The following is a 23,659-nucleotide window of genomic DNA, read 5'->3' as shown; positions in this document are numbered from 1 at the left end:
TCTGAGATGAGCGCGCGCCACGCTCGCTCCACACCGACCGGAGACTGCAATGAACCGCAACGACACCCGCGACGAATCCGATGTCCGCATCGACGATGTGCTCCGCTACGCGCTGGCGATCGGGGCGGTACTGGTCCTGCTGTTGCCGGCGGCGCGCGGCTTCAGCGAAACCCTGGGCTGGCTGCCGCTGTGGCTGCTGGCCATGCCGGCCGTGGCGCTGTGGGCCGTGCGCGGGTTTCCCTTGCCGAAGGCGGCGGGCGCCGCGCCCGTCGTGTTCGCCGCCCGCCGTCGCCGTGCGGGTCCGCAGGCCCGCCGGCGTGGGCGCGGGGTCGTGCGTCGCGTCCTTTCGCGCGCGGCCTAAGTCACTGAAAACAGTCGGAATAGTGGGGCTCGCCGGCTCGCGCACGGCGCCGGATTGGGCAAGCCCACCATGACCTCGGGCACGGCGGCCACGCCGTGCCCCCGTGCTAGCGTCGGGTCTTTCCCATCACCCCGAATGCCCATGCCTGCAGCACCGAAGGCCCGCAAGGCCCCGTTCCTCAAGACCGCCATACTGTCCGTCGGCATCGTTGCGACCATGGGCGTCGCCCACGCCGAGGACGCCCCCCAGATGAAAGACGCCGCCGACCCGTTTGCCTGGCTGGAAGCCGTCGACGCCCGCCAGTCCCTCGATTGGGTGCGCGCGCAGAACGCGAAGACGGAAACGGCGCTCGCCGCCACGCCGCAGTTCAAGCAACTGGAAGGCGACATCCGCGGGATCCTCGACTCCAACGCCAAGATTCCCGGCGTCGAGAAGATCGGCGCGTACTACTACAACTTCTGGAAGGACGCGCAGCACCAGCGTGGCGTGTGGCGCCGCACCACGCTCGACGAGTACCGCAAGGCGGAGCCGACGTGGGAAACCGTGCTCGACATCGACGCACTCAATGAAGCCGAGCAGCGCGCCGACGGCGAGAAGTGGGTATGGCATGGCGCGTCGTGCCTGAAGCCGGCCTATGAGCGCTGCCTGATCGCACTCTCGCCCGGTGGTTCGGACGCCGATGTCACCCGCGAATTCGACCTCACCACCAAGACCTGGGTGAAGGACGGCTTCTACCGTGCGCAGGCCAAGGGCGGCCTGGGCTGGATCGACCAGGACCGCGTCTACGTCTACACCGACTTCGGCGCCGGCTCGATGACGCCGTCGGGCTATCCGCGCATCGTCAAGGAATGGAAGCGCGGCACCCCGATGAGCGCCGCGACCACCGTCTACGAAGGCCAGGCCGACGACATGTATATCGCCGCCTTCCATGACGACACGCCCGGCTTCGAACGCGACTTCGCCAATCGCACGCTCGCCTTCTACAACGACGAGCTCTACCTGCGCGGCACCGACGGCAAGCTGGCGAAGATCGATGCGCCGAATTCGGCCAACAAGTCGGTGCACAAGGAGTGGCTGCTGCTGGAGCTGCGCGATCCCTACCAGGCCGGCGGCAAGACCTATGCGTCGGGCAGCCTGATCGCTACGAAGTTCGACGACTTCATGGCCGGCAAGCGCGAGTTCACCGTGCTGTTCGCTCCGAGCGAGCGGACCTCGCTGTCCAGCTATGCGTGGACGAAGAGCCACCTCGTCCTCAATGTGCTCGAGGACGTGAAGAACCGCATCAGCGTGCTCACGCCGGCCCCGCTTTCGGACAGCAAGGGCGAATGGAAGCGCGAGCCCTTCGTCGGTGCGCCGACCCTCGGCACCGTCAGCGTCGGCCCGGTCGATGCGGACGAAAGCGACGCGGTGTGGATGACCGCGACCGACTACCTCACGCCGACCACGCTGGCCATTGCCGACATCGGCAAGGCTCCTGAGGTGCTGAAGACCAACCCGGTCTTCTTCGATGGCAGCAACAACGTGGTCGAACAGCACTTCGCCACCAGCAAGGACGGCACCAAGGTGCCCTACTTCCTGGTCAAGCCGAAGAACCTCAAGCGCGACGGCAAGGCGCCGACGCTGCTGTACGGCTACGGCGGCTTCGAGATCTCGCTGACCCCTGGCTATTCCGGCAGCGTCGGCAAGGGCTGGCTGGAGAAGGGCGGCGTGTACGTCGTCGCCAACATCCGCGGTGGCGGCGAGTACGGCCCGCGCTGGCACCAGGCGGCGCTCAAGGCCAACCGCCACAAGGCCTACGAGGACTTCGCCGCGGTCGCGCAGGACCTGATCGCCAACAAGATCACCTCGACGAAGCACCTCGGCGTGCAGGGCGGCAGCAACGGCGGCCTGCTCACCGGCAACATGCTCACGCAGTATCCCGACCTGTTCGGTGCCGTCGTGGTGCAGGTGCCGCTGCTCGACATGAAGCGTTACAGCCACCTGCTCGCGGGTGCGTCGTGGATGGCCGAGTACGGCGACCCGGATACCGCCGACTGGGAATTCATCCGGACCTTCTCGCCCTACCACCTGTTCGACGCGAAGCGCACCTACCCGCCGGTGATCTTCATGACCTCGACCAAGGACGACCGCGTGCACCCGGGCCACGCCCGCAAGATGGCGGCGAAGATGCTCGAGGCCGGCAAGGACGTGACCTACTACGAGAACATCGAAGGCGGCCACGGCGGTTCGGCCAACAACGCGCAGGCGGCGCACATGAGCGCCCTGGCCTACACGTTCCTGTGGGAAAAGCTGAAGTAATACGGTCCTGAAGCCGCGGACCGGCCGATCCGAAGCGGTATCCTCAGGCGGGCGCTAACGGCGCCCGTCTGTCGTTCCGGCCTCCGTCCGCCCCATTGCGCACTGCCTATCCGGACCCCATTCCATGAAGCATTCCGTTCTGCTGGCCACGCTTCTCACGAGTACCCGCTTCTCACGAGCACGTTTCTGATGACCACCATGCCCGCCCAAGCCGCCGATGTTCCGAGTCCGCCCGATGCCGCCAGGAAGCCGCATGCGGTGAAGGCGCCGCACGGCGCGACGCGCTTCGACGACTACTACTGGTTGCGCGACGACAGCCGCAAGAATCCGGAAATGCTGGCGTACCTCAATGCCGAGAACGCCTATGCCGATACGGTGATGCAGCCGCTGCGGCCGCTGCAGGAGAAGCTGTACGAAGAGATCGTCGCGCGCATCAAGCAGGACGACGCGTCGGTGCCGGCTCGCGAGCGCGGCTGGTGGTACTACTCCCGTTTCGAGAAGGGCAAGGACTACCCGGTGCACGCGCGCCGCAAGGACGGCGCGGGCGTCGATGCCACCTCGATCCAGCAGGCCAACACCGGCGCCGACTTCGCCACCGAGCAGGTGCTGCTCGATGTCAACGCGATGGCTATGGGGAAGGAATACTTCAGCGTCGGCGACTACGAGGTCACCCAGGACAACCGCATCCTCGCCTGGGCCGAGGACGATGTGGGCCGCCGCCAGTACACGATCCGCTTCAGGAACCTGGACACCGGCGAGGTCTACGCAGATGCGGTGAAGGGCGTCTCGCCCAACCTGGTCTGGGCCGACGACAACAAGACGCTGTTCTACGTCGAAAACGACCCGGAAACCCTGCTCACCGTGCGGGTGAAGAAGCATGTGCTGGGCACGCCGGCAACAGCGGACGTGCTCGTGTACGAGGAGCACGACGACAGTTTCTACATGGGCGTCTCGCGTAGCCGCGACGACAAGTTCATCTGCATCGGCGTGAGCAGCACCGTGTCCGACGAGCTGCGCTATGCGCCGGCCGCCGACCCGAAGGAATTCGTGGTGCTGGCGCCGCGCACGCGCGACGTCGAATACGACGCCGACCATCACGGCGGCCGCTGGGTGATCCGCACCAACGCGCCGGGCGCCGACGGCAAGCCGGCAAAGAACTTCAAGATCGTCACCGCGCCCACCGCGGCGACCTCGCGCAAGGAATGGAAGGACTGGATCGCGGCGCGCGACGACGTGTACATCGACGGCTTCGAGCTGTTCGACGGCTTCACCGCCATAGCGGAACGCTCCGAAGGGCTGGAGCGCGTGCGCGTGCTCGGCAACGACGGCAAGTCCGAAAACGTGAAGGCCGACGAGCCGGCGTATTCGATGGGCCTGTCGACGAATCCCGAGCCCGAGTCCGAGTGGCTGCGCTACAGCTACACCTCGATGACCACGCCGAACACGACGTACGAGCTCAACACGCGTACCGGCGAGCGCCGCCTGCTCAAGCGCGATCCGGTGCCGGGCTACGACCCGAGCCAGTACACGACCGAACGCCTGTGGGCGACGGCGCGCGACGGCACCAGGATTCCGGTGTCTCTGGTCTACAAGAAGGGCTTCAGGAAGGATGGCACCGCCGCGCTCCTGCAGTACGGCTACGGCAGTTACGGCGCCTCGATGGACCCGGGCTTCAACAATGCGGTGACCAGCCTGCTCGACCGCGGCATGGTCTACGCCATCGCCCACATCCGCGGCGGCGAGGAAATGGGCCGCGCCTGGTACGACGATGGCAAGCTGTTCAAGAAGAAGAACACCTTCACCGACTTCATCGACGTCACCGACTTCCTGGTGAAGGAAGGCTATGCGGCCAGGGATCGCGTCGCCGCGCATGGCGGCAGCGCCGGCGGCCTGCTCATGGGCGCGATCAGCAACATGGCGCCGGACCGCTACCGCGTGATCCTGACCGAAGTGCCGTTCGTGGACGTCGTCACCACCATGCTCGATGCCAGCATTCCGCTGACCACCAACGAATACGACGAGTGGGGCAATCCGGAGAAGAAGGACTACTATGACTACATGCTGTCGTACTCGCCCTACGACAACCTGAGCGCGCAGGCCTATCCGGCCATGTTCGTCGGCACCGGCCTGTGGGACTCGCAGGTGCAGTACTACGAACCGGCGAAGTACGTGGCCAAACTGCGCGACCTCGATACCTCGGGGCGCACCGTGGTCTTCCGCACCAACATGGACGCGGGCCACGGCGGCAAGTCGGGCCGCTTCCGCCGCCACAAGGAGCGCGCCGAGATGTATGCGTTCATGCTGGACCAGCTCGGCGTGAAGTAAGCCGGGCCGGGCAGGGCGGTTCTGCAGAACCGCCCGTGCCCCCGCGTTACACTCCCCGCATGAATCGCACACTCCGCATCGTCTTCATCGCCGCCGCACTGGCCACGCTGGCCGGGTGCGGCAACAAGGGCCCGCTGGTGCTGCCGTCCGCCCCGCCGCCGACCGAGCCGGTCACGCTGCCGGAGCCTCCGGCGGAAGCCGCGCCGGCCGAACCCGCGCCTGACAGCGTCCAGCCGCCGCCCGCAACGCCGCCCGCGCCGGAAACGCCTGAACCACCGGAAATCCCACCCCCTCCGCCCGCACCCGGCGGCGACGGCAATGGCTGAAGTGGCTGCATCGCCGGCCGCGTCCGCGCGCGACGGTCGTGCCCTGCGCTTCAGCAAGATGCACGGCGCCGGCAACGACTTCGTCGTGGTCGACCTGCGCGACGGCCTGGTCTCGCTCGACGCCATGCTGTGCTGCGCCCTGGGCGACCGCCACACCGGGGTGGGCTGCGACCAGATCCTGACCATCGAGCCGCCGCGCAGCGCGAGTGCGGTGGCGAGCTACCGCATCTGGAACTCCGACGGCTCGCTCGCGCGCCAGTGCGGCAACGGCGCCCGCTGCGTGGCGGCCTGGCTGCTGCGCGACGGCACCGCGAGCGGCGATGCCTTCGACGTCGACAGTCCGGTCGATACGCACCACGTCACACGACTGGCCGACGGGCGCTTCCGCATCGCCATGGGCGTGCCGCGTTTCGCCCCCACGGACGTCCCGATGAGCGGTTTCGAGCATGCCCAGGACGAATACGTGCTCAGCCACGACGATCGGGCGTTCGCCTTCGGCGCCGTGTCGATGGGCAATCCGCACGCGGTGCTCGAAGTCGCCGACGTGGCCAGCGCACCGGTGGAGACCGCCGGTCCGATGCTGCAATCGCTGCCGGTGTTCCCGGACAGCGCCAACATCGGTTTTGCCCAGGTCGAATCGCGCCAGCGCGTGCGCCTGCGCGTATACGAGCGCGGCGCCGGCGAGACCCTGGCCTGCGGCAGCGGCGCCTGCGCGGCCGCCGCCGTGCTGATGAAACGCGGCCGCGTCGATCGCGACGTGACCATCGCATTGCCCGGCGGCGAGCTGCAGATCGCCTGGCCGGACGACGACGCACCGATCACCATGGCCGGACCGGCCGCATTCGTATTCGAGGGGGAGTGGCTGGCATGACAGACGTAACCGAAAAGCTCGGCGCGCACGAAGTCGCCGCCTGGCTGCGCCGGCATCCGCAGTTCCTCAAGCAGTTCCCCGACCTCGCCCTGAGCCTGGTCGTGCCGCGCGACGAGGGCCCGGCCGCATCGCTGGCCAGCTACCAGCTCGAAGTGCTGCGCGACAAGAACCGCGAGCTTGCGCGCCGCCTGCAGGAACTGTTCGGCAACGCGCAGGAGAACGAGCGCCTGGCCGTACGCACGCACCAGTTCACGCTGGCATTGATGAAGCAGGGCAACGCCGCCGATACGCTGCGCGCGCTGGCGGCGGCGCTGGCCGAGGACTTCAACGGCGATCTAGTGCGGGTCGTGATGTTCGAAGCGGTCGCGGGCCTCGAGCAGGCCGAATGGCTGCAGCACATTCCAGCCAACGACGCGCGCCTGCAACCGTTCCGCGACTGCATCGCCGAAGGCGAGCCGCTGTGCGGCCGCCTGCAGCCGGAGAAGCACGCCCTGCTCTACGGCGCACGCGCGGAGGAAGTGCAGTCGACGGCGTTGCTGCCCGTGGCCGGCATCGGCCTCGTCGCCGTGGGCAGCCATGACGCCAACCGCTTCTTCCCGGGCATGGGCACCCTGTTCCTGCGCATGATGGGCGAAGCCCTGGCGGTGGCGTTGAAGCGGTATGCGCCCGCGGTGTAACCGCATCTTTGTCGTCATCCCGGCGAAAGCCGGGATCCATTTTGCGGTTGCTTTTGACTTTGCATCGAAACAACAACGGCAAAATCAAATGGATCCCGGCTTTCGCCGGGATGACGGTCCGGTTACATGATGCCCTCCGCCCTCGACGACTTCCTCGCCTACCTCGCCGTCGAACGGCAGATGTCGGCGCATACGCTCGATGCCTATCGCCGCGACCTCGAGGCATTGAGTGCATGGGCGCAGCCGCAGGCCGCCGATCCCGTCACGCTGCAGGCAGACCAGCTGCGCCTGTTCGTCGCCGCCGAACACCGCCGTGGACTGTCGCCCAAGTCGCTGCAGCGCCGCCTCTCCGCCTGCCGCAGCTTCTACACCTGGCTGCTCAGGCATGGCCGCATCGGCGCCAACCCCGCGGCCGCGATCCGCGCGCCCAAGGCGCCGCGCAAGCTGCCGCAGGTGCTAGATCCGGATGAAGCCAAGGCGCTGGTGGAAGTGCCCACGGACGCGCCGTTGGGCCTGCGCGACCGCGCGCTGCTGGAGCTGTTCTATTCCTCCGGCCTGCGCCTGAGCGAACTGTGCGGGTTGCGCTGGCGCGACCTCGATCTCGACGAGGCGCTGGTGACGGTGCTCGGCAAGGGCCGCAAGCAGCGCAGCGTGCCCTTGGGGTCGCACGCACGCAACGCACTGCGCGAATGGCGCGCGTCGACCAGCGCGATGCCCGAAGCACCGGTGTTCCCGGGCCGCAACGGGACCATCACGCCGCGCGCGATCCAGCTGCGCGTGCGCCAGCTCGCCCAGCAGCAGGGCCTGTTCAAGCGCGTGCATCCGCACCTGCTGCGGCATTCCTTCGCCAGCCACATCCTCGAGTCGTCCGGCGACCTGCGCGGCGTGCAGGAACTGCTGGGCCATGCCGACATCGCGACCACGCAGATCTACACCCACCTGGATTACCAGCACCTCGCCAAGGTGTACGACGCCGCGCATCCGCGGGCGAAGCGGAAAACGGAAAAGAGCGGGAAGTAGCCGGCGCTGTATCGACGCTGAAGCGCACCGCGCGGTCGCGCGGCACGCCGCTGCGACGGCAATCCGGGTGAGGTGGCCGGGAAGTCGCCGGCCGGAGCGCTTGAACAGCGCCGCCACGCCCCCAATTCGGTGGGACCCCACGGAGAAACCCATGGATCCCAGCCGCAACCCCGACGTCTTCCACGCCACCACCATCGTTTCGGTGCGCCGCAACGGCCACGTCGCCGTCGCCGGTGACGGCCAGGTGACGCTCGGCCACACCGTCATGAAATCCAACGCGCGCAAGGTGCGCCGCCTCGGCCGCGATGGCCAGGTGCTGGCCGGCTTCGCCGGCGCGGCGGCCGATGCCTTCACCTTGTTCGAACTGTTCGAGGCCAAGCTCGAGAAGCACGGCCAGCTCACGCGCGCTGCGGTAGAGCTGGCCAAGGAATGGCGCACCGAACGCCGCCTCGGCAAGCTCGAGGCGCTGCTGATCGTCGCCGACAAGGAAACCTCGCTGATCGTCGGCGGTACCGGCGACGTGATCGAGCCGGAGGACGGCATCGTCGCGATCGGCTCCGGCGGGCCGTATGCGTTGTCGGCCGCGCGCGCGCTCGCCGCGCACACCGCACTGGACGCGAAGTCGATCGCCACCGAAGCGCTCAACATCGCCGGTGACATCTGCATCTATACCAACCGCAACATCGTGGTGGAAGAACTGTGATGGGCAAGCTCCTGAATACCTCCGCCACCATGACCCCGCGCGAGATCGTGCAGGAACTCGACCGCCACATCGTCGGCCAGCACGCCGCCAAGCGCGCCGTCGCCATCGCCCTGCGCAACCGCTGGCGCCGCATGCAGCTGGCGCCGGAAATGCGCGACGAGGTGATGCCGAAGAACATCCTGATGATCGGCCCGACCGGCGTGGGCAAGACTGAAATCGCACGCCGCCTCGCCACGCTCGCCAACGCCCCGTTCGTCAAGGTCGAAGCCACGCGCTTCACCGAAGTCGGCTACGTGGGCAAGGACGTCGAGCAGATCGTGCGCGACCTCGCCGACACCGCGGTGAAGATGTACCGCGAGCAGGCCAAGCAGCGCGTGCGCACGCAGGCCGAGGACCGCGCGGAAGACCGCATCCTCGACGCCCTGTTGCCGCGGCGCGCGGTCACGCTGTTCGGTTTCCAGGGCGATCCCGAAGGCGCGCAGCAGGCCGCGCCGCCGGAGCGGACGCCACAGGAGTCCGAAAGCGACGAGAAGACCCGGACCAAGCTGCGCAAGCAATTGCGCGCCGGCGAGCTGGATGAGCGCGAGATCGAACTCGACTTCGCCATGAACGTCGGCGTCGACATCATGGCTCCGCCCGGCATGGAGGAGATGGGCCAACAGCTGCGGCAGATGTTCTCGCAGGTGTCCGGTGGCAAGACCCACAAGCGCACCGCGACGATCAAGGCCGCGCGTGCGCAGCTGATCGAGGAAGAGGCGGCCAAGCTGGTCAACGAGGACGACGTGCGCGATGCCGCGATCGAGGCCTGCGAACAGCACGGCATCGTCTTCATCGACGAGATCGACAAGGTCGCCAAGCGCAGCGACGCCGGAACGATCGGCGGCGATGTCAGCCGCGAGGGCGTGCAGCGCGACCTGCTGCCGCTGGTCGAAGGTTCCACCGTCAGTACCAAGTACGGCTCGGTGAAGACCGACCACATCCTGTTCATCGCCTCGGGTGCGTTCCACCTCGCCAAGCCTTCCGACCTGATCCCGGAACTGCAGGGCCGCTTCCCGATCCGGGTCGAGCTGGGCGCGCTGAGCAAGGACGACTTCGTCCGCATCCTGACCGAACCCAAGGCGGCACTGACCACGCAGTACGTCGAGTTGCTCAATACCGAAGGGGTGACGCTGTCGTTCACTCCCGATGCGATCGACCGCCTCGCCGAGATCGCCGCGCAGGTCAACGAGCGCCAGGAAAACATCGGCGCGCGCCGCCTGCATACGGTACTGGAACGCCTGCTCGACTCGCTCAGCTTCGAGGCGCCCGATCGCGACGGCGCATCGGTGGCTATCGACCGTGAATATGTCGACGCGAATCTCAACGAGCTGGTGAAAGACCCCGATCTGAGCCGCTACATCCTCTGAGCACGCCGGATCCGCGCCGCAGGCAGCGGGGCGGCTTACCGGTTTTCGTCGCGCGGGTGGCTGGCGGTATCGAGGTCGACCACCACCGACATTCCCGGGCGCAGCCGCGCCGCGGCCGCCTGCCCGGGATCGATCGCGATCTTGACCGGGATGCGCTGGGCGATCTTCACGAAGTTGCCGGTGGCATTGTCCGCGGGCAGCACGCTGAACTCGGAGCCCGCGGCGGGGGAGATCTCCTGGACGCGGCCGGTGAGCCGGCTGCCGCCCAGGGCGTCGACGCTGAAGCGCGCGGCCTGGCCAATGCGCACGTCGCGCATCTGCGTCTCCTTGAAGTTGGCCACCACCCAGAACGCGCCCGGCACCAACGCCATCAGCTGCGTACCGTTGGTGACGTAGGCGCCCTCGCGCACGGACACCTGGCTGAGCTGGCCGTCGCGCGGGGCTTCGATGCGGGTGTGGTCGAGATTGATCTGGGCCAGCTTCACGGCGGCCTCGGCGCCAGCCACGGCGGCTTTCAGTGCGGCGTGATTGACGCTGACGCTGCGCACGCCCTGTTCCGCCGCATCGAGCGCGGCGCGCGCCTGGTTCACGCTGGCCACCGCCTGCGCATTGGCGGCGAAAGCGGTGTCGCGATCCTGCGCCGACAGCAGTTTCTCCCCCGACAGTTGCTCGATGCGCCGCAAACTCGCCGCGGTGCGCACATGCTGGGCGTCGCTGCTGGCCAGGTTCGCACGCGCCTGCCCAGTACTGGCCTGGGCGCTGCGAAGCTGCTGCGTCCAGTTGGCGAGGCTGGCCTGCGCGGCCTGCAACTGCGCGCGGGCCTGGTCGACCTGCTGGTGGTAGATGCGGTCGTCGATCTGCGCCAGCAGCTGGCCCCTGCGCACGCGTTGGAAGTCGCGTACCGGTACCTGCATGACGTAGCCGCTGACCTGCGGGCTGATCAGGGTGACCTGGCCGCGCACATAGGCGTTCTCGGTGCTCTGGATGGCGCTGCGGAACGGTGGCAGCCGCCACGCGTAGAGCACGACCAGCGCGCCGCCCAGGGCCACCGCCGCGAAGGCCACGATCTGCCACCGCGGGCGCGGCGGCAGTACCGGCGGAGCGGCCGGAGCGGGTGCGGGCGGGGCGGCCGGAGCGGCCGGAGCGGGTGAGGGAGTGCTCATGTGGCGGGTGCTGGAGTCGCTTGGGCGGAAAGGAGGCGCTCGCGCCGGGCGCGCAGCCGCGACCGGACGGCGATGTAGGTCAACCAGATCATCGTCATCAGGGCGATGGCGGCGATCGCGAGATACACATCGTTATAGGCAAGGACATTGGCTTCGCGTGATGCCGTCGCCCCCAAGGCGCGCACGCCCAGTGCGGTGCGCAGCGCCGGGTCGGTGACGGCCTGTCCGTAACTCGCAGCGCCCGACTGGATGCGCGCGGCCACCTGGGGGTCGAGCAGGGTCAGGTGCTCGACGATCTGGCTGGAGTGGTACTTCTCCCGGATCACCTGGAGCGTCCCCAGGAACGCCGAGCCCAGCAGGCTGCCCACGTTCTGGGCGATGTTGAACATCACGAAAAAACTGATCAGGTTGCGTGGCTGCGCGATCACGCTGCCGACGCCGGCGATCAGCGCCGGCGCCAGGAAGAACGTGCTGCCAAAACCGATCAGGAACTGGCTGACCATCAGCTGCGCCGGACGGGTCAGGCTGTTGGAGGACGCATCCATCAACGCACCGGTCATGACGCAGGTCAGCGCGATCAGGGCCGGGAGCCGGGTCAGCACCGGTTTCACCGTCATGGCGCTGACGGCGATGCCGAGCAGGCAGCCGAGCAGCACCACGGCGAACAGGCCGCGCATCTGCTCGTTGGTCAGTCCCATCGCCTGCAGGAAGCCCACGGCGCCGACGCTCTGCTCCGACAGCGCCATGCGCAGCAGGATGATCGCCACGCCCAGCCGCAGCATCAGGCCGCTGCCGAGCCAACGCGTGTTGATCAATGGATTGGCGCGGAAATGTTCGATCGCGATGCCGGACACCACCAGCACGATGGCGCCCGCCAACGCCCACCCGATCCACGGCGCTTCCAGCCACCATTCGATGCGACCCAGCGACAGCACGGCACACAGCAGAGCCATGCCGATGGACAGCAGCGTGATGCTCAACAGGTCCAGCTTTTCAAAGACCTTGTAGCGATCGCCCGGCGGTAGCCTGAGCAGCAGCACGCCACCCAGCGACAGCAGGGCCAGGCCGAGTTCGAACAGGTACAGGCCGCGCCATTCGCCGAATTCCAGCAGGTTCGGCGAGATCACCCGCGCCAGCGGCGTGCCGATCTGGGTCAGGCCGATGCCGACCGCCAGGGAGCGCAGGCGGTGCTGCGCCGGAAACGCCTGGATCATGTAGAAAATGCCCAGCGTGGTCAGCGCCGCGCCGACGATGCCGTGCGCGGCGCGCACCGCGATCGCCGATCCGAGCTGGTGCACGAACAGGTGCCCGAACGTCACCAGTGCATACAGCACCAGGCTGATCTCGGTGAACAGCCGCAGCCCGAACTGCTGGCGGAACTTGATCAGGATGAGGTTGGCCGAGACGTTGGTCATCACGTAGGCGGCCGGCAGCCAGGCGATCTCGGCCGCGGTCACGCCCAGGGCCCCCTGCAGCTGGAGCTGGTTGGTCGTGACCATCGCATTGCCGAGGCTGCCGGTGATGGCGACGAGCGTGCCGAGCAGGGCGAAGACCCAGCGCAGGGCGAGGGGATGGCTCGGGGTCGAAGGCGAGCCCGGGAAGAGCGGCCGCTCGTGGGGCAGCCATTCGCGTGGTCCGTAAGCGCTCATCGACGAGGTGGTCCTCGGCACGGCACGTTGGCGTGGCGGCGGAATTGTCGCACGCGCGATGCGTGACCCGAGCCAGGCGGGGTGCGGGCAAGGGCATGCCGGAATCTGCCTCGCAGTAGCGCGCAACCGGCCCTACGGATCATCCGCCGGAGACATTCATCCGCCGATGACGCGTGAGGTACGGCTAGTGCTTGCCTTCCACCGCTTTCGCCGCGGCCTGCTTGCGCGGGTCGTCCGCCGGGTTGATGTAATTGACCTCGAATGGCCCGGTGCTGTTGATCTGCAGGATCGCGCCATCGCGGGTGGTCGCCTCGTGCTGCATTTTCGCCGGCAGCAGCACGTAGTCGCCCGCCACGAAGTCGGCCGCGTGCGCGTTGCTGCCATCGCCCATCGACAGGCTGAGGCCGCCTTCGATCACCGTGACCTGTTCGTCGGTGGGATGCCAGTGACGCGGGACGCGGTAACCGGCGGGCGCTTTCAAGCGGATGGTGAATGCACCGGGTTTGCCGGGATCACCCGAGAGCACCGCCGCCTGCGCACCGCGTGGCAGGGCGGCGGGTGCGTCGCCCCACTGGGTGGCGGCAGCGCGCACCATCACGTGCGGGGAAGTCGTGGCGCTCGATCCCGGTTGCGGTTCCGCCGCCAGCACGCAGACGGGCAACAGGCAAAGGCTGAAGAAGATCGACTGTTTCATCTGGAGATCTCCATGTGGGTGATCCCTCGGGTTGACCTGCGATCCGCTGGAAGGCGGACGTCCGCAGCCGCGCCGTGGCCCGGCCTGCGCATTGTTCCCCGCCGCCGTTAACACGGTGCGATTATCGGCGCGCAGCATGCGATCACCGCAGGGCTACGGCTCAGCGCAGGAGCTGTGCTCCGGACCAGCGCCCGCCCGGCACAAGCTGCACCGGCTGCAATACCTGTCCGGCTTCGACGCAGACGAAGTGCCGGTGTTCGTCCGGCGCGAGATCGCCGATGCCGGCCGCCAGCGCCGAACCCGGATTCCACACCACGGTGTCGGCGAATCCGCGCTGGCTGATCGTGGTGCGCCGCGGTCCATCGCGAAGTTCGATGGAATGCGACGGCGATGAATAGATACGGTCGACTTCACCGTCGAAGCGCAGCAGCTCGTCTTCCTGCCGCAGGATCGCGCCCGCGTTGGCGCTGTCCTCGTAACGACAATCCCGCAGGCCGTGCAGTGTCGTGATGTCCAGTGCATCGACCGCAAGGTAGGTATGCAGCGCTGCGGTGAACGCGAACCCGGAGGAACCGTTGTTGTCGACTTCGAGCTCGAGGTCCAGGGCCGTGGGATCCAGGCGGATGTGCAGGCGGACGGTGAAGGCGTGCGGCCAGGAAGCCGTCGCCGGGCCGCTGTCCAGTTCGAAGACCGCGCGCTCGTCGGCGCCCACGAAGCGCCACGGCAACGTGCGCGCGAATCCGTGCTTGCGCAGTGGCCCGCGGCCGGCGAACTGCGGAAAGATCACCGGCACGCCACCGCGGATGGCCGCGCCTTCGTCGTAGCAGGCGCGTTGGCCGAGGAACAGGCGCTCGCGCCCGTCGGCGGGAGTCCAGGACAGCAGGTGCGCACCGTGCAACGCGACCAGCGCGCCGGCTCCGCCTTCGCCATGCAGGAGCACGCAGGGCGTGCCGTGGTGATCGATACGCGTGGATCGCAGTGACATGCGTTTCAGTCCTCGCCGATGTCTTCGTTCCAGACCTCGGGATTGGCGGCGATCCAGCTTCCCAGCATCTCGACGCATTCCGCGTCGGCGAGGTCGACCACGTTCACGCCGTTCTCGCGCAGCCAGTCGATGCCGCCGCGGAAGTTGACGGATTCACCGACCACCACGGTGCCGATGTTGAACTGGCGCACGAGCCCGCTGCAGTACCAGCACGGCGCCAGCGTGGTCACCATGATCGTGTCGCGGTAGCGGCGCTGGCGGCCGGCCTTGCGGAAGGCGTCGGTTTCGCCATGCACGGATGGATCGCCTTCCTGGATGCGGCGGTTATGCCCGCAACCGAGCAACTGGCCATCGTTGCGGTACAGCGCGGCACCGATCGGGATGCCGCCTTCGGCGATGCCCTGGCGGGCTTCGGCCACGGCCGTGGCGAGCAGGGCGCGGTAATCCGGGGTCTCGATCATGCGGGGTCCTGGCAGGGGCGGGCGCCATGATGCCGCATTCGTCGATCCATGCGCCGCGGCTCCGGGCCACCGCCGATCAGTGGACGGGATGCGATAATCCCGGCATGAGCGAACACGACAACCAGCCCGGCACCACCCACTTCGGTTTCCGCGATGTTCCGGTCGGCGAGAAGCAGAAGCTGGTCGGCGAAGTGTTTTCATCGGTCGCCGGCAAATACGACCTGATGAACGACCTGATGTCGCTGGGCATCCACCGCGTGTGGAAGCGCTACTTCGTCGGCACCTGCCAGGTGAAGCGTGGCGACCGCGTGCTCGACCTCGCCGGCGGCACCGGCGACATCGCCCTGCTGCTGCGCGACCGCGTCGGTACCACCGGCAGCGTCGTGCTCGGCGACATCAACGGTGAGATGCTGAAGGTCGGGCGCGACCGCATGACCGACCGCGGCGTGGTATCCGGCGTCGAGTTCGTCGAATGCAATGCGGAGAAGCTGCCGTTCCCCGATGCCAGTTTCGACCTGGTCACCATCGCCTTCGGCCTGCGCAACGTCACCGACAAGGACGCCGCGCTGCGCGAGATGCAGCGCGTGCTCAAGGTCGGCGGACAGGCACGCGTGCTCGAATTTTCGGAAGTGAAGGCGGAGTGGTTCAAGCCCGTCTACGACTTCCATTCGTTCAACATCCTGCCGAAGCTGGGCAAGCTGTTCGCCAATGATGCCGACAGCTATCAATACCTGGCGGAATCGATCCGCAAGCATCCGCCGCAGGACGAGCTCAAGGCCATGATGGAAGCTGCTGGCTTCGCGCGTTGCGGCTATCGCAACCTGTCCGCGGGAATCGTCGCCATCCACACCGGCTACAAGGTCTGACCTCACCCGATCGGGGGATGGGGTCATACGTCACTGGGCTTTGTGACACCAGTCGTTATCCTCGGGTCAGGTAACACCTTCCCGGCGGTGCGTAAAAAATGGCTGGCCTCGGCGTCTATCGCACGCTTTCACGGGTGTTCCCGCACTCGTTCCGGGCCAAGCTCATGGCAGTCGTGGTGGGATGCACGCTGGTGCCGATCAGCGTCTTCGTCATCTGGCTGCTGTTCTACCGGCACCTGAGCCCGGCGCAACTGGCCATGGGCGTGGGCGTGGCTGTCGTCGCCACCCTGGCCGGCGTGCTGATCGCGCTGGTCCTGCTCTATCACCTGCTGACGCCGCTGCGCATGATGGCGGATGTCGTCGAGGCATATTTCCGCGAACATCGCCTGCCGGAACTGCCCGAGGACGGCCGCGACGAAATGGGCCTGCTGATGCGTGGCATCAACTGCGGCTTGCGCGAGATCGACGACGGCATCCGCGAGCTGGAACGTGTCGCGCTGGAGGATCCGCTGACTCACGCGCTCAGCCGGCGTGGCAGCGACCGCGAGCTGGGCGCCTGCGTGGAGCGTGCCGGGCAGGGCCATCCGCTCGTGCTCTACGTGCTCGACGTCGACAACCTCAAGCCGGTCAACGACGAATACGGCCACGCCGCCGGCGACCGCATGCTGATCGATCTCGTCGAGCATTCGCGCAAATGGCTGCGCGACGGCGACTGGATCGGTCGCTGGGGCGGTGATGAATTCCTGATCTGCCTCCATGACACGCCAACGGGCGCCAACAGGCGGGTGCAGTCATGGCTGGACGAACTCGCCATGCCCCGCGCCGACGGCATCCCGATCCGTGTCAGCGTCGGTTGTGCGCCGCACCGTCCCGGCACGGATGTGATGCAGTTGTACCGGGAGGCGGACGCCGCCATGTATGCCGCCAAGGCCCAGGGCGGCGGGCAGCTGGTCTGCAACGAGGGGCATCTGCCGCCGGGCACGCCGGCGGCCAGGGCCAGTGGTCAGGCCTGGGGCTGCCAGGCGTAGCTCAGCTTGAGGAACAGGCTGCGGTTGCTGGTGAACAGCTGCTGGAACTCGTCGTCGGAATATCCGCCCTGCGAATAGCCCGCATACAGCGCGCTGCGCGGATTGAGCTTGTACGAATACAGCAGCTGTGCCGCGACATCGTGGAAGCGCTCGTCGACCGCGGTGGCATACAGCGCCTGGTCGCGGTCGATGTGACTGCCCTGCACCGACAGGCGCAGGCGCTGGCGCGGGTCGAACTGCCAGGCCAGGCGGCTGTCGACGACCTGGGCATCGAATGCCGTGCCGCCATCGCGCGTGAGGCGCTGCTGCGTGTAGCTGATGTTGAGGTTCACGCCGCGGCCGACATCCCATTGCACCGACGGTTGCAACTCGATGATGTGGCCCATGCGCGACGCCAGCAGGTCGAGCTGCTGGCCGGCGCGCACGAATGCGATGAGCTTGAATCCCGCCAGGGGCGTGATTTCGACGTAGCCGGTGCCCCAGTGCTCGTCGAACATCTGGCCGTCCCAGAAACGCACGCGGGTGAGGCCGCCGAGTTCGTAGTAACCCTGGTGCGAGGCGCGCGCGCTGAGGTACCCCTCGAGTTCGCGTTCGAGCAGCTGGCCGTCGAAGCGGTGGGTAATGTCCCAGTCGCCATACAGCTCGATCCGGTTGATCGCGCTCCCTTCCTTGAAGAACCAGGTGTGGGCGCCGCCGACCGTCGACTTGTCGTAGCCGACCTGGGCGATGAAGCCGAGGTCGGAGCGGAAGCCTGGATCGATGTCGGTGTGCTGCAGGTTGCCGCGCCAGTTCTTGTTGCCGTAGCTGTAGTTGAGAAACAGCGCATCGCCGCTCGGCGCGGTGTCCGGCAGTGCGAGTCCGTCCGGGTAGCGCGAATCGCTGTGCAGCCATTGGCCGCGCAGCGTGTGCTCGTCCTTCTGCCAGCGCGCATCCACGCCGGCGAGGGCGTTGTGGTAATCGTCGCCGCCGCGGTAGGTGGCGATCGCACCCACGCTGGTGTGCGCATCGACGTCGTAGCGGTAGCGGCCGACGAGATCGTCCGCTTCCTGGTCGAGGAAGCGGAACGAGGAACCCAGAACGCCCGGGACCAGCAGCTGCGTCGTCGCGTCGCGTGCGGCGATGACGCCGTAGGCCTGCTTGCCGCTGCGGCCGGTCGTGCGCAGGCCGTAGTCGGGATCGGCGATCTGGCGCGTGTAGAGCACCTGCAGCGGAGTGCTGAAGTAGTCCGCGCCTTCGAGGAAGAACGGCCGCTTCTCCGGGAAGAACAGCGCGAAGCTGGTGTTGAGGTCGAGCTGCGCCTGGTCGGTTTCGACCTGGGAGAAATCGGGATTGAGGGTGCCGTTGAGGGTGAGGTTGGGGCTGGGCGCCCACGCCACGTCGAGGCCGGGCTCGATGTCCGTGCCGTCGCTGGTCCACGGCGCATCCGGCGCCACGCGCTCCTCGTCGTGGCTCATGGTGAGCGTCGGCACGATCTCGAGGTTGCGCCCCTGCCGGACGCCCGCGAAGCCTTCGACCTTGCCGAAGGTGCAGGTCAGGCAGCGCGAACCGCGCTCGACGCGGTTGCTGAAGTACTGGTAGCGGAAGTCGCGCGGGCGGACGCGCAGGAAGGTGGCGCCCCAGCGGCGCGCGCCGTCGGTGTCGCGGAAGCGCAGGGTCGCGAACGGGATGCGCAACTCCACGTCATAGCCGTTCGCGGTGATCTGCGCCGCGCTCGTCCACAGGCCGTCCCACGAGTCGTCCTCGTTGCCGGTGGCTTCCTCCTTGATCAGGTCGGCCTGCACGCCGAGCGGATTGACGAAGAATTCGTAGGCGCGGCGCTGGTCGTCGAAGGTGTCGAGCATCACGCCGGCGAAGTCGTCGCTGTACAGCGCATCGCGATCGCGCAGGAAGGCGCGGATCTTCGCCGGGTCCGGATCCTCGGCGTGGAAGGACACCAGCAGGGCATCGTCGGTATGGGCGATGCGCGCGGTGGTCTTCACGGCGGCGGGCAGGTTGTCGCCAGGCGTGACCTCGTAGCCTAGGTCGACGCTGGCGGCGTGGGCCCAGAGGGGGTCGTCGAGCTTGCCGTCGACGACGATGTCGCCGTCGACGCGGGGGATGGTCAGGGTTTCGGACGCAAACGCGGGCAGGACGGCCAGCGCGAGCAGGCCGCCAAAAAGGTAAGTCGGGTGCATCCGCCCATTGTCCCGGACCCGGTGCCTTGCCGACCCTGTCGAAAGTACGGGGCGGGTGCGAAAACGCTCACGGTCGGGGCGCTAAACTCCGCGCTTCCTTCCCGCGGGCACGACCCATGCGCCATTCGATCCTGATGCTGTCCCTCGCGGCCGTGCTGGCCGTCACCGCCGGCTGCAAGCGCGACGCCGCGCCGGCCGATGCCAACCAGCCGACCGCCACCGCCACGTCCGCCACTGCCGCTGCCGCGCACATGATCGACGAGCACTCATACGCCGAACCCGACAAGGTCAAGGTCAAGGACCTCGCCCTCGACCTCAAAGTCGACTTCGACCGGAAGGTGATCGACGGCAGCGCCACGCTGGCGCTGGACTGGCTCGACCAGACCGCCACGCACCTCAACCTGGACACGCGCGACCTGACCATCAGCAAGATCGTCGGCGAGCGCAGCGACGGCAAATGGGAAGACCTCAAGTACGCGCTGGCGCCGGCCGACAAGGTCCTTGGCAGCAAGCTGACCATCGAGACGCCCAAGCGTAACCCGCGCGTGCGCATCACCTACACCACGTCGCCGGGCGCTTCGGGCCTGCAATGGCTCACCGCGGCGATGACCGAGGGCAAGAAGACGCCCTTCATGTTCAGCCAGTCGCAGCAGATCCACGCGCGTTCGTGGGTGCCGCTGCAGGACACGCCGTCGGTGCGCTTCACCTACACCGCGCACGTGCTCACGCCGAAGGACGCGATGGCGGTGATGAGCGCGGCATTCGAGCCGGGCGCCGACAACAGCGGCAACAAGCGCGACGGCGACTACAGCTTCAAGATGTCGAACGCGATTCCGTCCTACCTGCTCGCGATCGGCGTGGGCGACCTGGTGTTCAAGCCGATCAGCAACCGCAGCGGCATCTGGGCCGAACCGTCCTCCGTCGACCGCGCGGCGAACGAGTTCTCCGATACCGAGAAGATGATCCAGACGGCGGAGAAGTTGTACGGCCCCTATCGCTGGGAGCGCTACGACATGCTGCTGCTGCCGCCGTCGTTCCCGTACGGCGGCATGGAAAACCCGCGCATGACCTTCCTCACCCCGACCGCGATCGTCGGCGACAAGTCGCTGGTGTCGCTGATCGCGCATGAGTTGGCGCACAGCTGGTCGGGCAACCTGGTGACCTTCTCCACCGCCAAGGACGCCTGGCTCAACGAGGGCGTCACCACCTATGTCGAGGGCCGCATCGACGAGGAGCTGTACGGCAAGGATCGCGCCGACATGGAGCGCGTGATCGCGCGCAACGAACTGAAGCAGGAATTCACCGAAGAGAACAAGGCGCTGCAGGTGCTCGCCGGCAAGCCGGGCGAGCTGAAGGATCCGGACGACAACCTGGGCTCGACGGTCTACGCCAAGGGCGCGTGGTTCATGCAGTTCCTCGAGCAGCGTATCGGCCGCGCCGACTTCGATGCGTTCCTGCGCGGCTACTTCGACCACTTCGCGTTCCAGTCGATCTCCTCGCAGCAGTTCGCCGACTACGCCAAGGCCAACCTGCTCGACAAGTATCCGGGCAAGGTCACCCAGGCCGAGTTCGACGAATGGCTGCATGAGCCGGGCATCCCGGCGACCGCGCCGCAGGTCACCTCGGCGCGCTTTGACGCCGTCGACGCGGCCCGCAAGGGCTTCCTCGACGCCGGCACGCTGCCGGCCGCCGCCGCGACGAAGCAGTGGAGCACGCAGGAGTGGGTGCACTTCATCGAAGGCATGCCGGAGACGTTGAAGCCCGAACAGCTCGCCGCGCTCGACGCCGCCTACCACTTCACCGGCACGCCCAACGGCGAGATCGCGCAGCGCTGGTATCCGCTCGCGGTGCGCAGCGGTTACACGCAGGCCAATGCCGAGATCGCGAAGTTCCTCGAGCGCGTCGGCCGGCGCAAGCTGATCATGCCGACCTACAAGGAGCTGGTGAAGACGCCGGCCGGCCTGGCGCTGGCGGAAGAGACCTTCGCGAAGGCGAAGCCGGGTTATCACCCGATCACCACCGGTTCGGTCGAGTCCACGATTGCGGACGCGAAAGCGGCCGCGACCAAGACCACGCAGCCGGCGTCGAAGTAAGAACCACGGGCAGTGATGCGCACGCATCGCCCCCTGCGAACGGCCGCCCGCGTGGCGGCCGTTCTGCTTGCGCTGGCCGCCGGCATTGCCGTCGTCGCGGTGGCGCTCGATCCGTATCGGCTGGTGCGCCTGGAATTCAGCCGCCAACGCCTCGGCGCCGGGCTTTCGCGTGGCAGCATCGAGGTCGCCGGCCACCGCTGGGTATACGCCTTCAGCGACGAAGCACCGGCGGATGCGCCGGTCGTGGTGATGCTGCATGGCTTCACCGGCAGCAAGGAGAACTGGTATCCCGTCGCGCGCCGCCTGCGTGGCCATTACCGGCTGCTCATTCCGGACCTGCCGGGCTGGGGCGAGAGCGAACGCAGGCCGGGCGAGGACTATGGCTTCGTCGCGCAAAGCACGCGCGTGGATGCGTTCGTGCGCGCGTTGTCGCCGGGCAGGCCGGTGGTGCTGCTCGGGCATTCGATGGGCGGCGGCGTGGCCGCGCTGGTGGCGGCGCGCCATCCGCGCGATGTCGCGAGCGTGGGGCTGCTGGATGCGGCCGGCGTGCGCTTCCATGACAACCGTTTCGGCGTCGACGTGCTCGCGGGGCGGAATCCCTTCGCCGTTGCCGATGACGCATCGCTGCAGCGTTACCTCGACATCGTTTTCCACGACCCGGCGGCCAAGCCCTCCATTCCGTGGCCCGCGTCGCGCGGCCTGATCGCGCGGCGTCGCCACGACGCCGCCTTCGAGCAGGCCGTGCTCGATCGCATCGGCCGCAGGCCCGAGCGTTTCCTGCCCGGCGACGAAGCCACGAACATCCACCAGCCCGCGCTGTTGCTGTGGTGCCGGCAGGATGCCGTGATCGATCCGAGTGCGCTGGCGCTGTACGCTGCGCGCATGCCGCAGGCCGCGCAGGTGATGCTCGACGACTGCGGCCACATGTCCATCGTGGAGCGCCCCGATGCCGTCGCCGCCGCGGTGACCGCATTGATCGAAAGGCCCTCCGCGCCACGCCCATAGAGCCAGCCACAGAGCCAGCCACCATGAAGCCGACCCGCCTCGCCCTCGTTCTCGCCGCCGCCCTTGCCCTGGCCGCGTGCGATTCCGCCGAAAAGCAGCAGGCGGCCGCGCAGGCCGCCGCCACCGCGCAGGCCGCGGCGAAGGAGCAGAAGGCGCAGGAGATCGGCAAGCAGTTCGACGCGCAGTACGCGCAGCACAACTGGGAGCTCGCGCGGGCGCACGGCGAGGAACTGGTGGTGATGCATCCGGACAGTCCGGTCACCGCGCGCATCAAGCCGCAGTACGAAGAAGCCAAGGTCAAGGCGGACGAGGTGCGCGAGCAGCGGCGCATGGCCGGCCTGTGGGAGTACCAGAGCGTCGCGGTGAAGGGCGGCCAGCAGTTGTCGGCCGCGATCTACTCGAAGAAGCCGATCGACACCGGCGGCGGCACGGCGTATCCGGTGCGCCTGATCTTCCGCGACCATCCCGAGTGGGGGCGCAGCAGCTACCTCGTGCTGGAGAACGGCGACTTCAACTGCTACGGCGGTTGCAAGGTGCAGGTGATGCTGGACGACAAGGCGCCGAAGGCGATGGCTGCCTCGCGTCCCAAAACCGATGAAGCCATCGCCATGTTCATCGAGGACGAACGCGCGCTGTGGCGCATGGCGCATGGCGCGAAGACGATGGCGATCGAGTTCCCGGTCAAGGCCGGCGGCAAGCGCACGGCGGTGTTCGAAGTGGGTGGACTGGATCCGGGCAAGTTGCCGAAGTGGTGAGGGGGCCCGCGACGCAGCTGAAGCTGCGGTGTTGCTGAAGCCGCGCCGGCCCGCGACGCACCTGAAGCTGCGGTGTTGCTGAAGCCGCGCCCGCGGCTGACCGCGGAGAACTACCAGTTTTTGCTGCGCGCTTGATGATCGTGCCCCCGCAGTTAAAACCCGCTTCACGCCATCCCAAGACCGCGGGAGTAAGCTCGCCACGAAGGCGTCGACGCAGCGCCATGGGCGAGCGGCGCCGGGACGGCGCGCGAAGGAAGCGCGCGCTGCGTCCACCAGCGGCGCCGCCGCACGGGACGAAAGGCGGAAGCCTCGCGGAGGGAGTCATGTTGTCCCCACGCCTGCACAACCTGCTTGACGAGCATCACTCGGCCTACCAGACCCTCGTCCACGATCGCACCGTCACCGCGCACGAAACCGCCGCTGCATCGCACATACGCCAGCAGCAATTCGCCAAGACGGTGATGCTCAAGGTCGACGGCAAGCTGGCGATGATGGTGATGCCCGCGGCTTATCGCATCGACCTCACCCGGCTGTCGCGCGCCCTCGGTGGCGACGTGGTCGAGCTGGCCGGCGAAACCGAATTCAAGGACGCCTTCAGCGATTGCGAAGTCGGCGCGATGCCACCGTTCGGGCATCTCTACGGGATGCCGGTCTACGTCGATTCGCGCCTGGCCCAGCAACCGGAGATCGCGTTCAACGCGGGCTCGCACACCGATGCCGTGCGCATGCCCTACGCCGAGTTCGAGAAGCTGGCGCAGCCGGAGCTGCTGTGGCTGGCGCATGTGATGTAGCGAACCGG

The 23,659-nt window shown here is 67.6% G+C and carries 21 protein-coding genes; 15 read left to right on the top strand and 6 right to left on the bottom strand.

From position 1 onward, the window contains the following. Positions 1-49: 49 nt before the first annotated feature. The 9 genes from ACYVGE_RS10645 (at position 50) to hslU (ending at position 9,987) form a co-directional block, all read left to right on the top strand. Positions 50-361, top strand: coding sequence for a hypothetical protein (locus ACYVGE_RS10645; RefSeq protein ID WP_460729701.1), 312 nt, complete (start codon positions 50-52; stop codon positions 359-361). Positions 362-577: 216 nt separating this feature from the next. Further along, entirely contained in the window at positions 578-2,659 is a 2,082-nt protein-coding gene (locus ACYVGE_RS10640) for a prolyl oligopeptidase family serine peptidase (protein ID WP_460730561.1), read from the top strand. 189 nt (positions 2,660-2,848) lie between these two features. Further along, positions 2,849-4,984 carry a S9 family peptidase gene (locus ACYVGE_RS10635; RefSeq protein WP_460729699.1) on the top strand — a complete coding sequence of 712 codons (2,136 nt, stop codon included), beginning with the start codon at positions 2,849-2,851 and terminating at the stop codon, positions 4,982-4,984. Between the two features lie 59 nt (positions 4,985-5,043). Beyond that, a complete protein-coding gene (gene lptM, locus ACYVGE_RS10630; protein ID WP_460729697.1) occupies positions 5,044-5,310 on the top strand; it encodes an LPS translocon maturation chaperone LptM in 267 nt (88 codons plus the stop codon). After that, positions 5,303-6,181 carry a diaminopimelate epimerase gene (gene dapF / locus ACYVGE_RS10625; RefSeq protein ID WP_460729695.1) on the top strand — a complete coding sequence of 293 codons (879 nt, stop codon included), beginning with the start codon at positions 5,303-5,305 and terminating at the stop codon, positions 6,179-6,181. Before lptM ends, dapF begins: the two co-directional genes overlap by 8 nt. Beyond that, entirely contained in the window at positions 6,178-6,858 is a 681-nt protein-coding gene (locus ACYVGE_RS10620) for a DUF484 family protein (RefSeq protein WP_460729693.1), read from the top strand. The genes dapF and ACYVGE_RS10620 overlap by 4 nt, the downstream gene beginning before the upstream one ends. 129 nt (positions 6,859-6,987) lie before the next feature. Further along, positions 6,988-7,878, top strand: coding sequence for a tyrosine recombinase XerC (gene xerC / locus ACYVGE_RS10615; protein ID WP_460729691.1), 891 nt, complete (start codon positions 6,988-6,990; stop codon positions 7,876-7,878). A 151-nt stretch (positions 7,879-8,029) separates the two neighbouring features. Then, complete coding sequence (gene hslV / locus ACYVGE_RS10610) at positions 8,030-8,581, top strand: ATP-dependent protease subunit HslV (protein WP_460729689.1); 552 nt, start codon at positions 8,030-8,032, stop codon at positions 8,579-8,581. Next, positions 8,581-9,987, top strand: coding sequence for an ATP-dependent protease ATPase subunit HslU (gene hslU / locus ACYVGE_RS10605; protein ID WP_460729687.1), 1,407 nt, complete (start codon positions 8,581-8,583; stop codon positions 9,985-9,987). Before hslV ends, hslU begins: the two co-directional genes overlap by 1 nt. Before the next feature lie 35 nt (positions 9,988-10,022). Here hslU and ACYVGE_RS10600 read toward each other — a convergent pair whose 3' ends face one another. The 5 genes from ACYVGE_RS10600 to ACYVGE_RS10580 form a co-directional block, all read right to left on the bottom strand. Beyond that, entirely contained in the window at positions 10,023-11,150 is a 1,128-nt protein-coding gene (locus ACYVGE_RS10600) for an HlyD family secretion protein (RefSeq protein ID WP_460729685.1), read from the bottom strand. Further along, positions 11,147-12,799 carry an MFS transporter gene (locus ACYVGE_RS10595; protein ID WP_460729683.1) on the bottom strand — a complete coding sequence of 551 codons (1,653 nt, stop codon included), beginning with the start codon at positions 12,797-12,799 and terminating at the stop codon, positions 11,147-11,149. The genes ACYVGE_RS10600 and ACYVGE_RS10595 overlap by 4 nt, the downstream gene beginning before the upstream one ends. 184 nt (positions 12,800-12,983) lie before the next feature. Further along, entirely contained in the window at positions 12,984-13,493 is a 510-nt protein-coding gene (locus tag ACYVGE_RS10590; RefSeq protein WP_457096341.1) for a cupin domain-containing protein, read from the bottom strand. A gap of 160 nt (positions 13,494-13,653) precedes the next feature. Further along, on the bottom strand, positions 13,654-14,478 hold the full coding sequence (locus ACYVGE_RS10585) for a D-hexose-6-phosphate mutarotase (RefSeq protein ID WP_460729680.1): 825 nt from the start codon (positions 14,476-14,478) through the stop codon (positions 13,654-13,656). A gap of 5 nt (positions 14,479-14,483) precedes the next feature. Continuing rightward, entirely contained in the window at positions 14,484-14,939 is a 456-nt protein-coding gene (locus ACYVGE_RS10580) for a nucleoside deaminase (protein ID WP_460729678.1), read from the bottom strand. 104 nt (positions 14,940-15,043) lie between these two features. Between ACYVGE_RS10580 and ubiE the strand changes: the two genes are divergently transcribed. Then, positions 15,044-15,805, top strand: a complete 762-nt coding sequence (gene ubiE, locus ACYVGE_RS10575) for a bifunctional demethylmenaquinone methyltransferase/2-methoxy-6-polyprenyl-1,4-benzoquinol methylase UbiE (RefSeq protein WP_460729676.1) — start codon at positions 15,044-15,046, stop codon at positions 15,803-15,805. A 98-nt stretch (positions 15,806-15,903) separates the two neighbouring features. After that, positions 15,904-16,833 carry a GGDEF domain-containing protein gene (locus ACYVGE_RS10570; protein WP_460729674.1) on the top strand — a complete coding sequence of 310 codons (930 nt, stop codon included), beginning with the start codon at positions 15,904-15,906 and terminating at the stop codon, positions 16,831-16,833. On the opposite strand, the gene ACYVGE_RS10565 is transcribed toward ACYVGE_RS10570, so the two are convergent. Beyond that, a complete protein-coding gene (locus ACYVGE_RS10565) occupies positions 16,809-19,007 on the bottom strand; it encodes a carbohydrate binding family 9 domain-containing protein (RefSeq protein WP_460729672.1) in 2,199 nt (732 codons plus the stop codon). The two genes, ACYVGE_RS10570 and ACYVGE_RS10565, sit on opposite strands and share 25 nt — an antisense overlap. A 116-nt stretch (positions 19,008-19,123) precedes the next feature. On the opposite strand from ACYVGE_RS10565, the gene ACYVGE_RS10560 reads away from it, so the two are divergent. From ACYVGE_RS10560 to ACYVGE_RS10545, 4 genes are all read left to right on the top strand, one after another. Beyond that, on the top strand, positions 19,124-21,100 hold the full coding sequence (locus tag ACYVGE_RS10560) for a M1 family metallopeptidase (RefSeq protein WP_460729670.1): 1,977 nt from the start codon (positions 19,124-19,126) through the stop codon (positions 21,098-21,100). 51 nt (positions 21,101-21,151) lie between these two features. Continuing rightward, the gene (locus ACYVGE_RS10555; protein WP_460729668.1) at positions 21,152-22,105 is read left to right on the top strand and encodes an alpha/beta fold hydrolase; all 954 of its coding nucleotides are present in this window, start codon (positions 21,152-21,154) and stop codon (positions 22,103-22,105) included. Between the two features lie 23 nt (positions 22,106-22,128). After that, positions 22,129-22,860, top strand: coding sequence for a hypothetical protein (locus ACYVGE_RS10550; RefSeq protein ID WP_460729666.1), 732 nt, complete (start codon positions 22,129-22,131; stop codon positions 22,858-22,860). A 323-nt stretch (positions 22,861-23,183) separates the two neighbouring features. Next, on the top strand, positions 23,184-23,651 hold the full coding sequence (locus ACYVGE_RS10545; protein ID WP_460729664.1) for an aminoacyl-tRNA deacylase: 468 nt from the start codon (positions 23,184-23,186) through the stop codon (positions 23,649-23,651). Positions 23,652-23,659: the final 8 nt, after the last annotated feature.

It is taken from the genome of Lysobacter rhizosphaerae (genome assembly GCF_054779795.1).
Note: the sequence above shows the minus strand (reverse complement) of the source record. Positions and strands in the feature narration are given on the sequence as shown.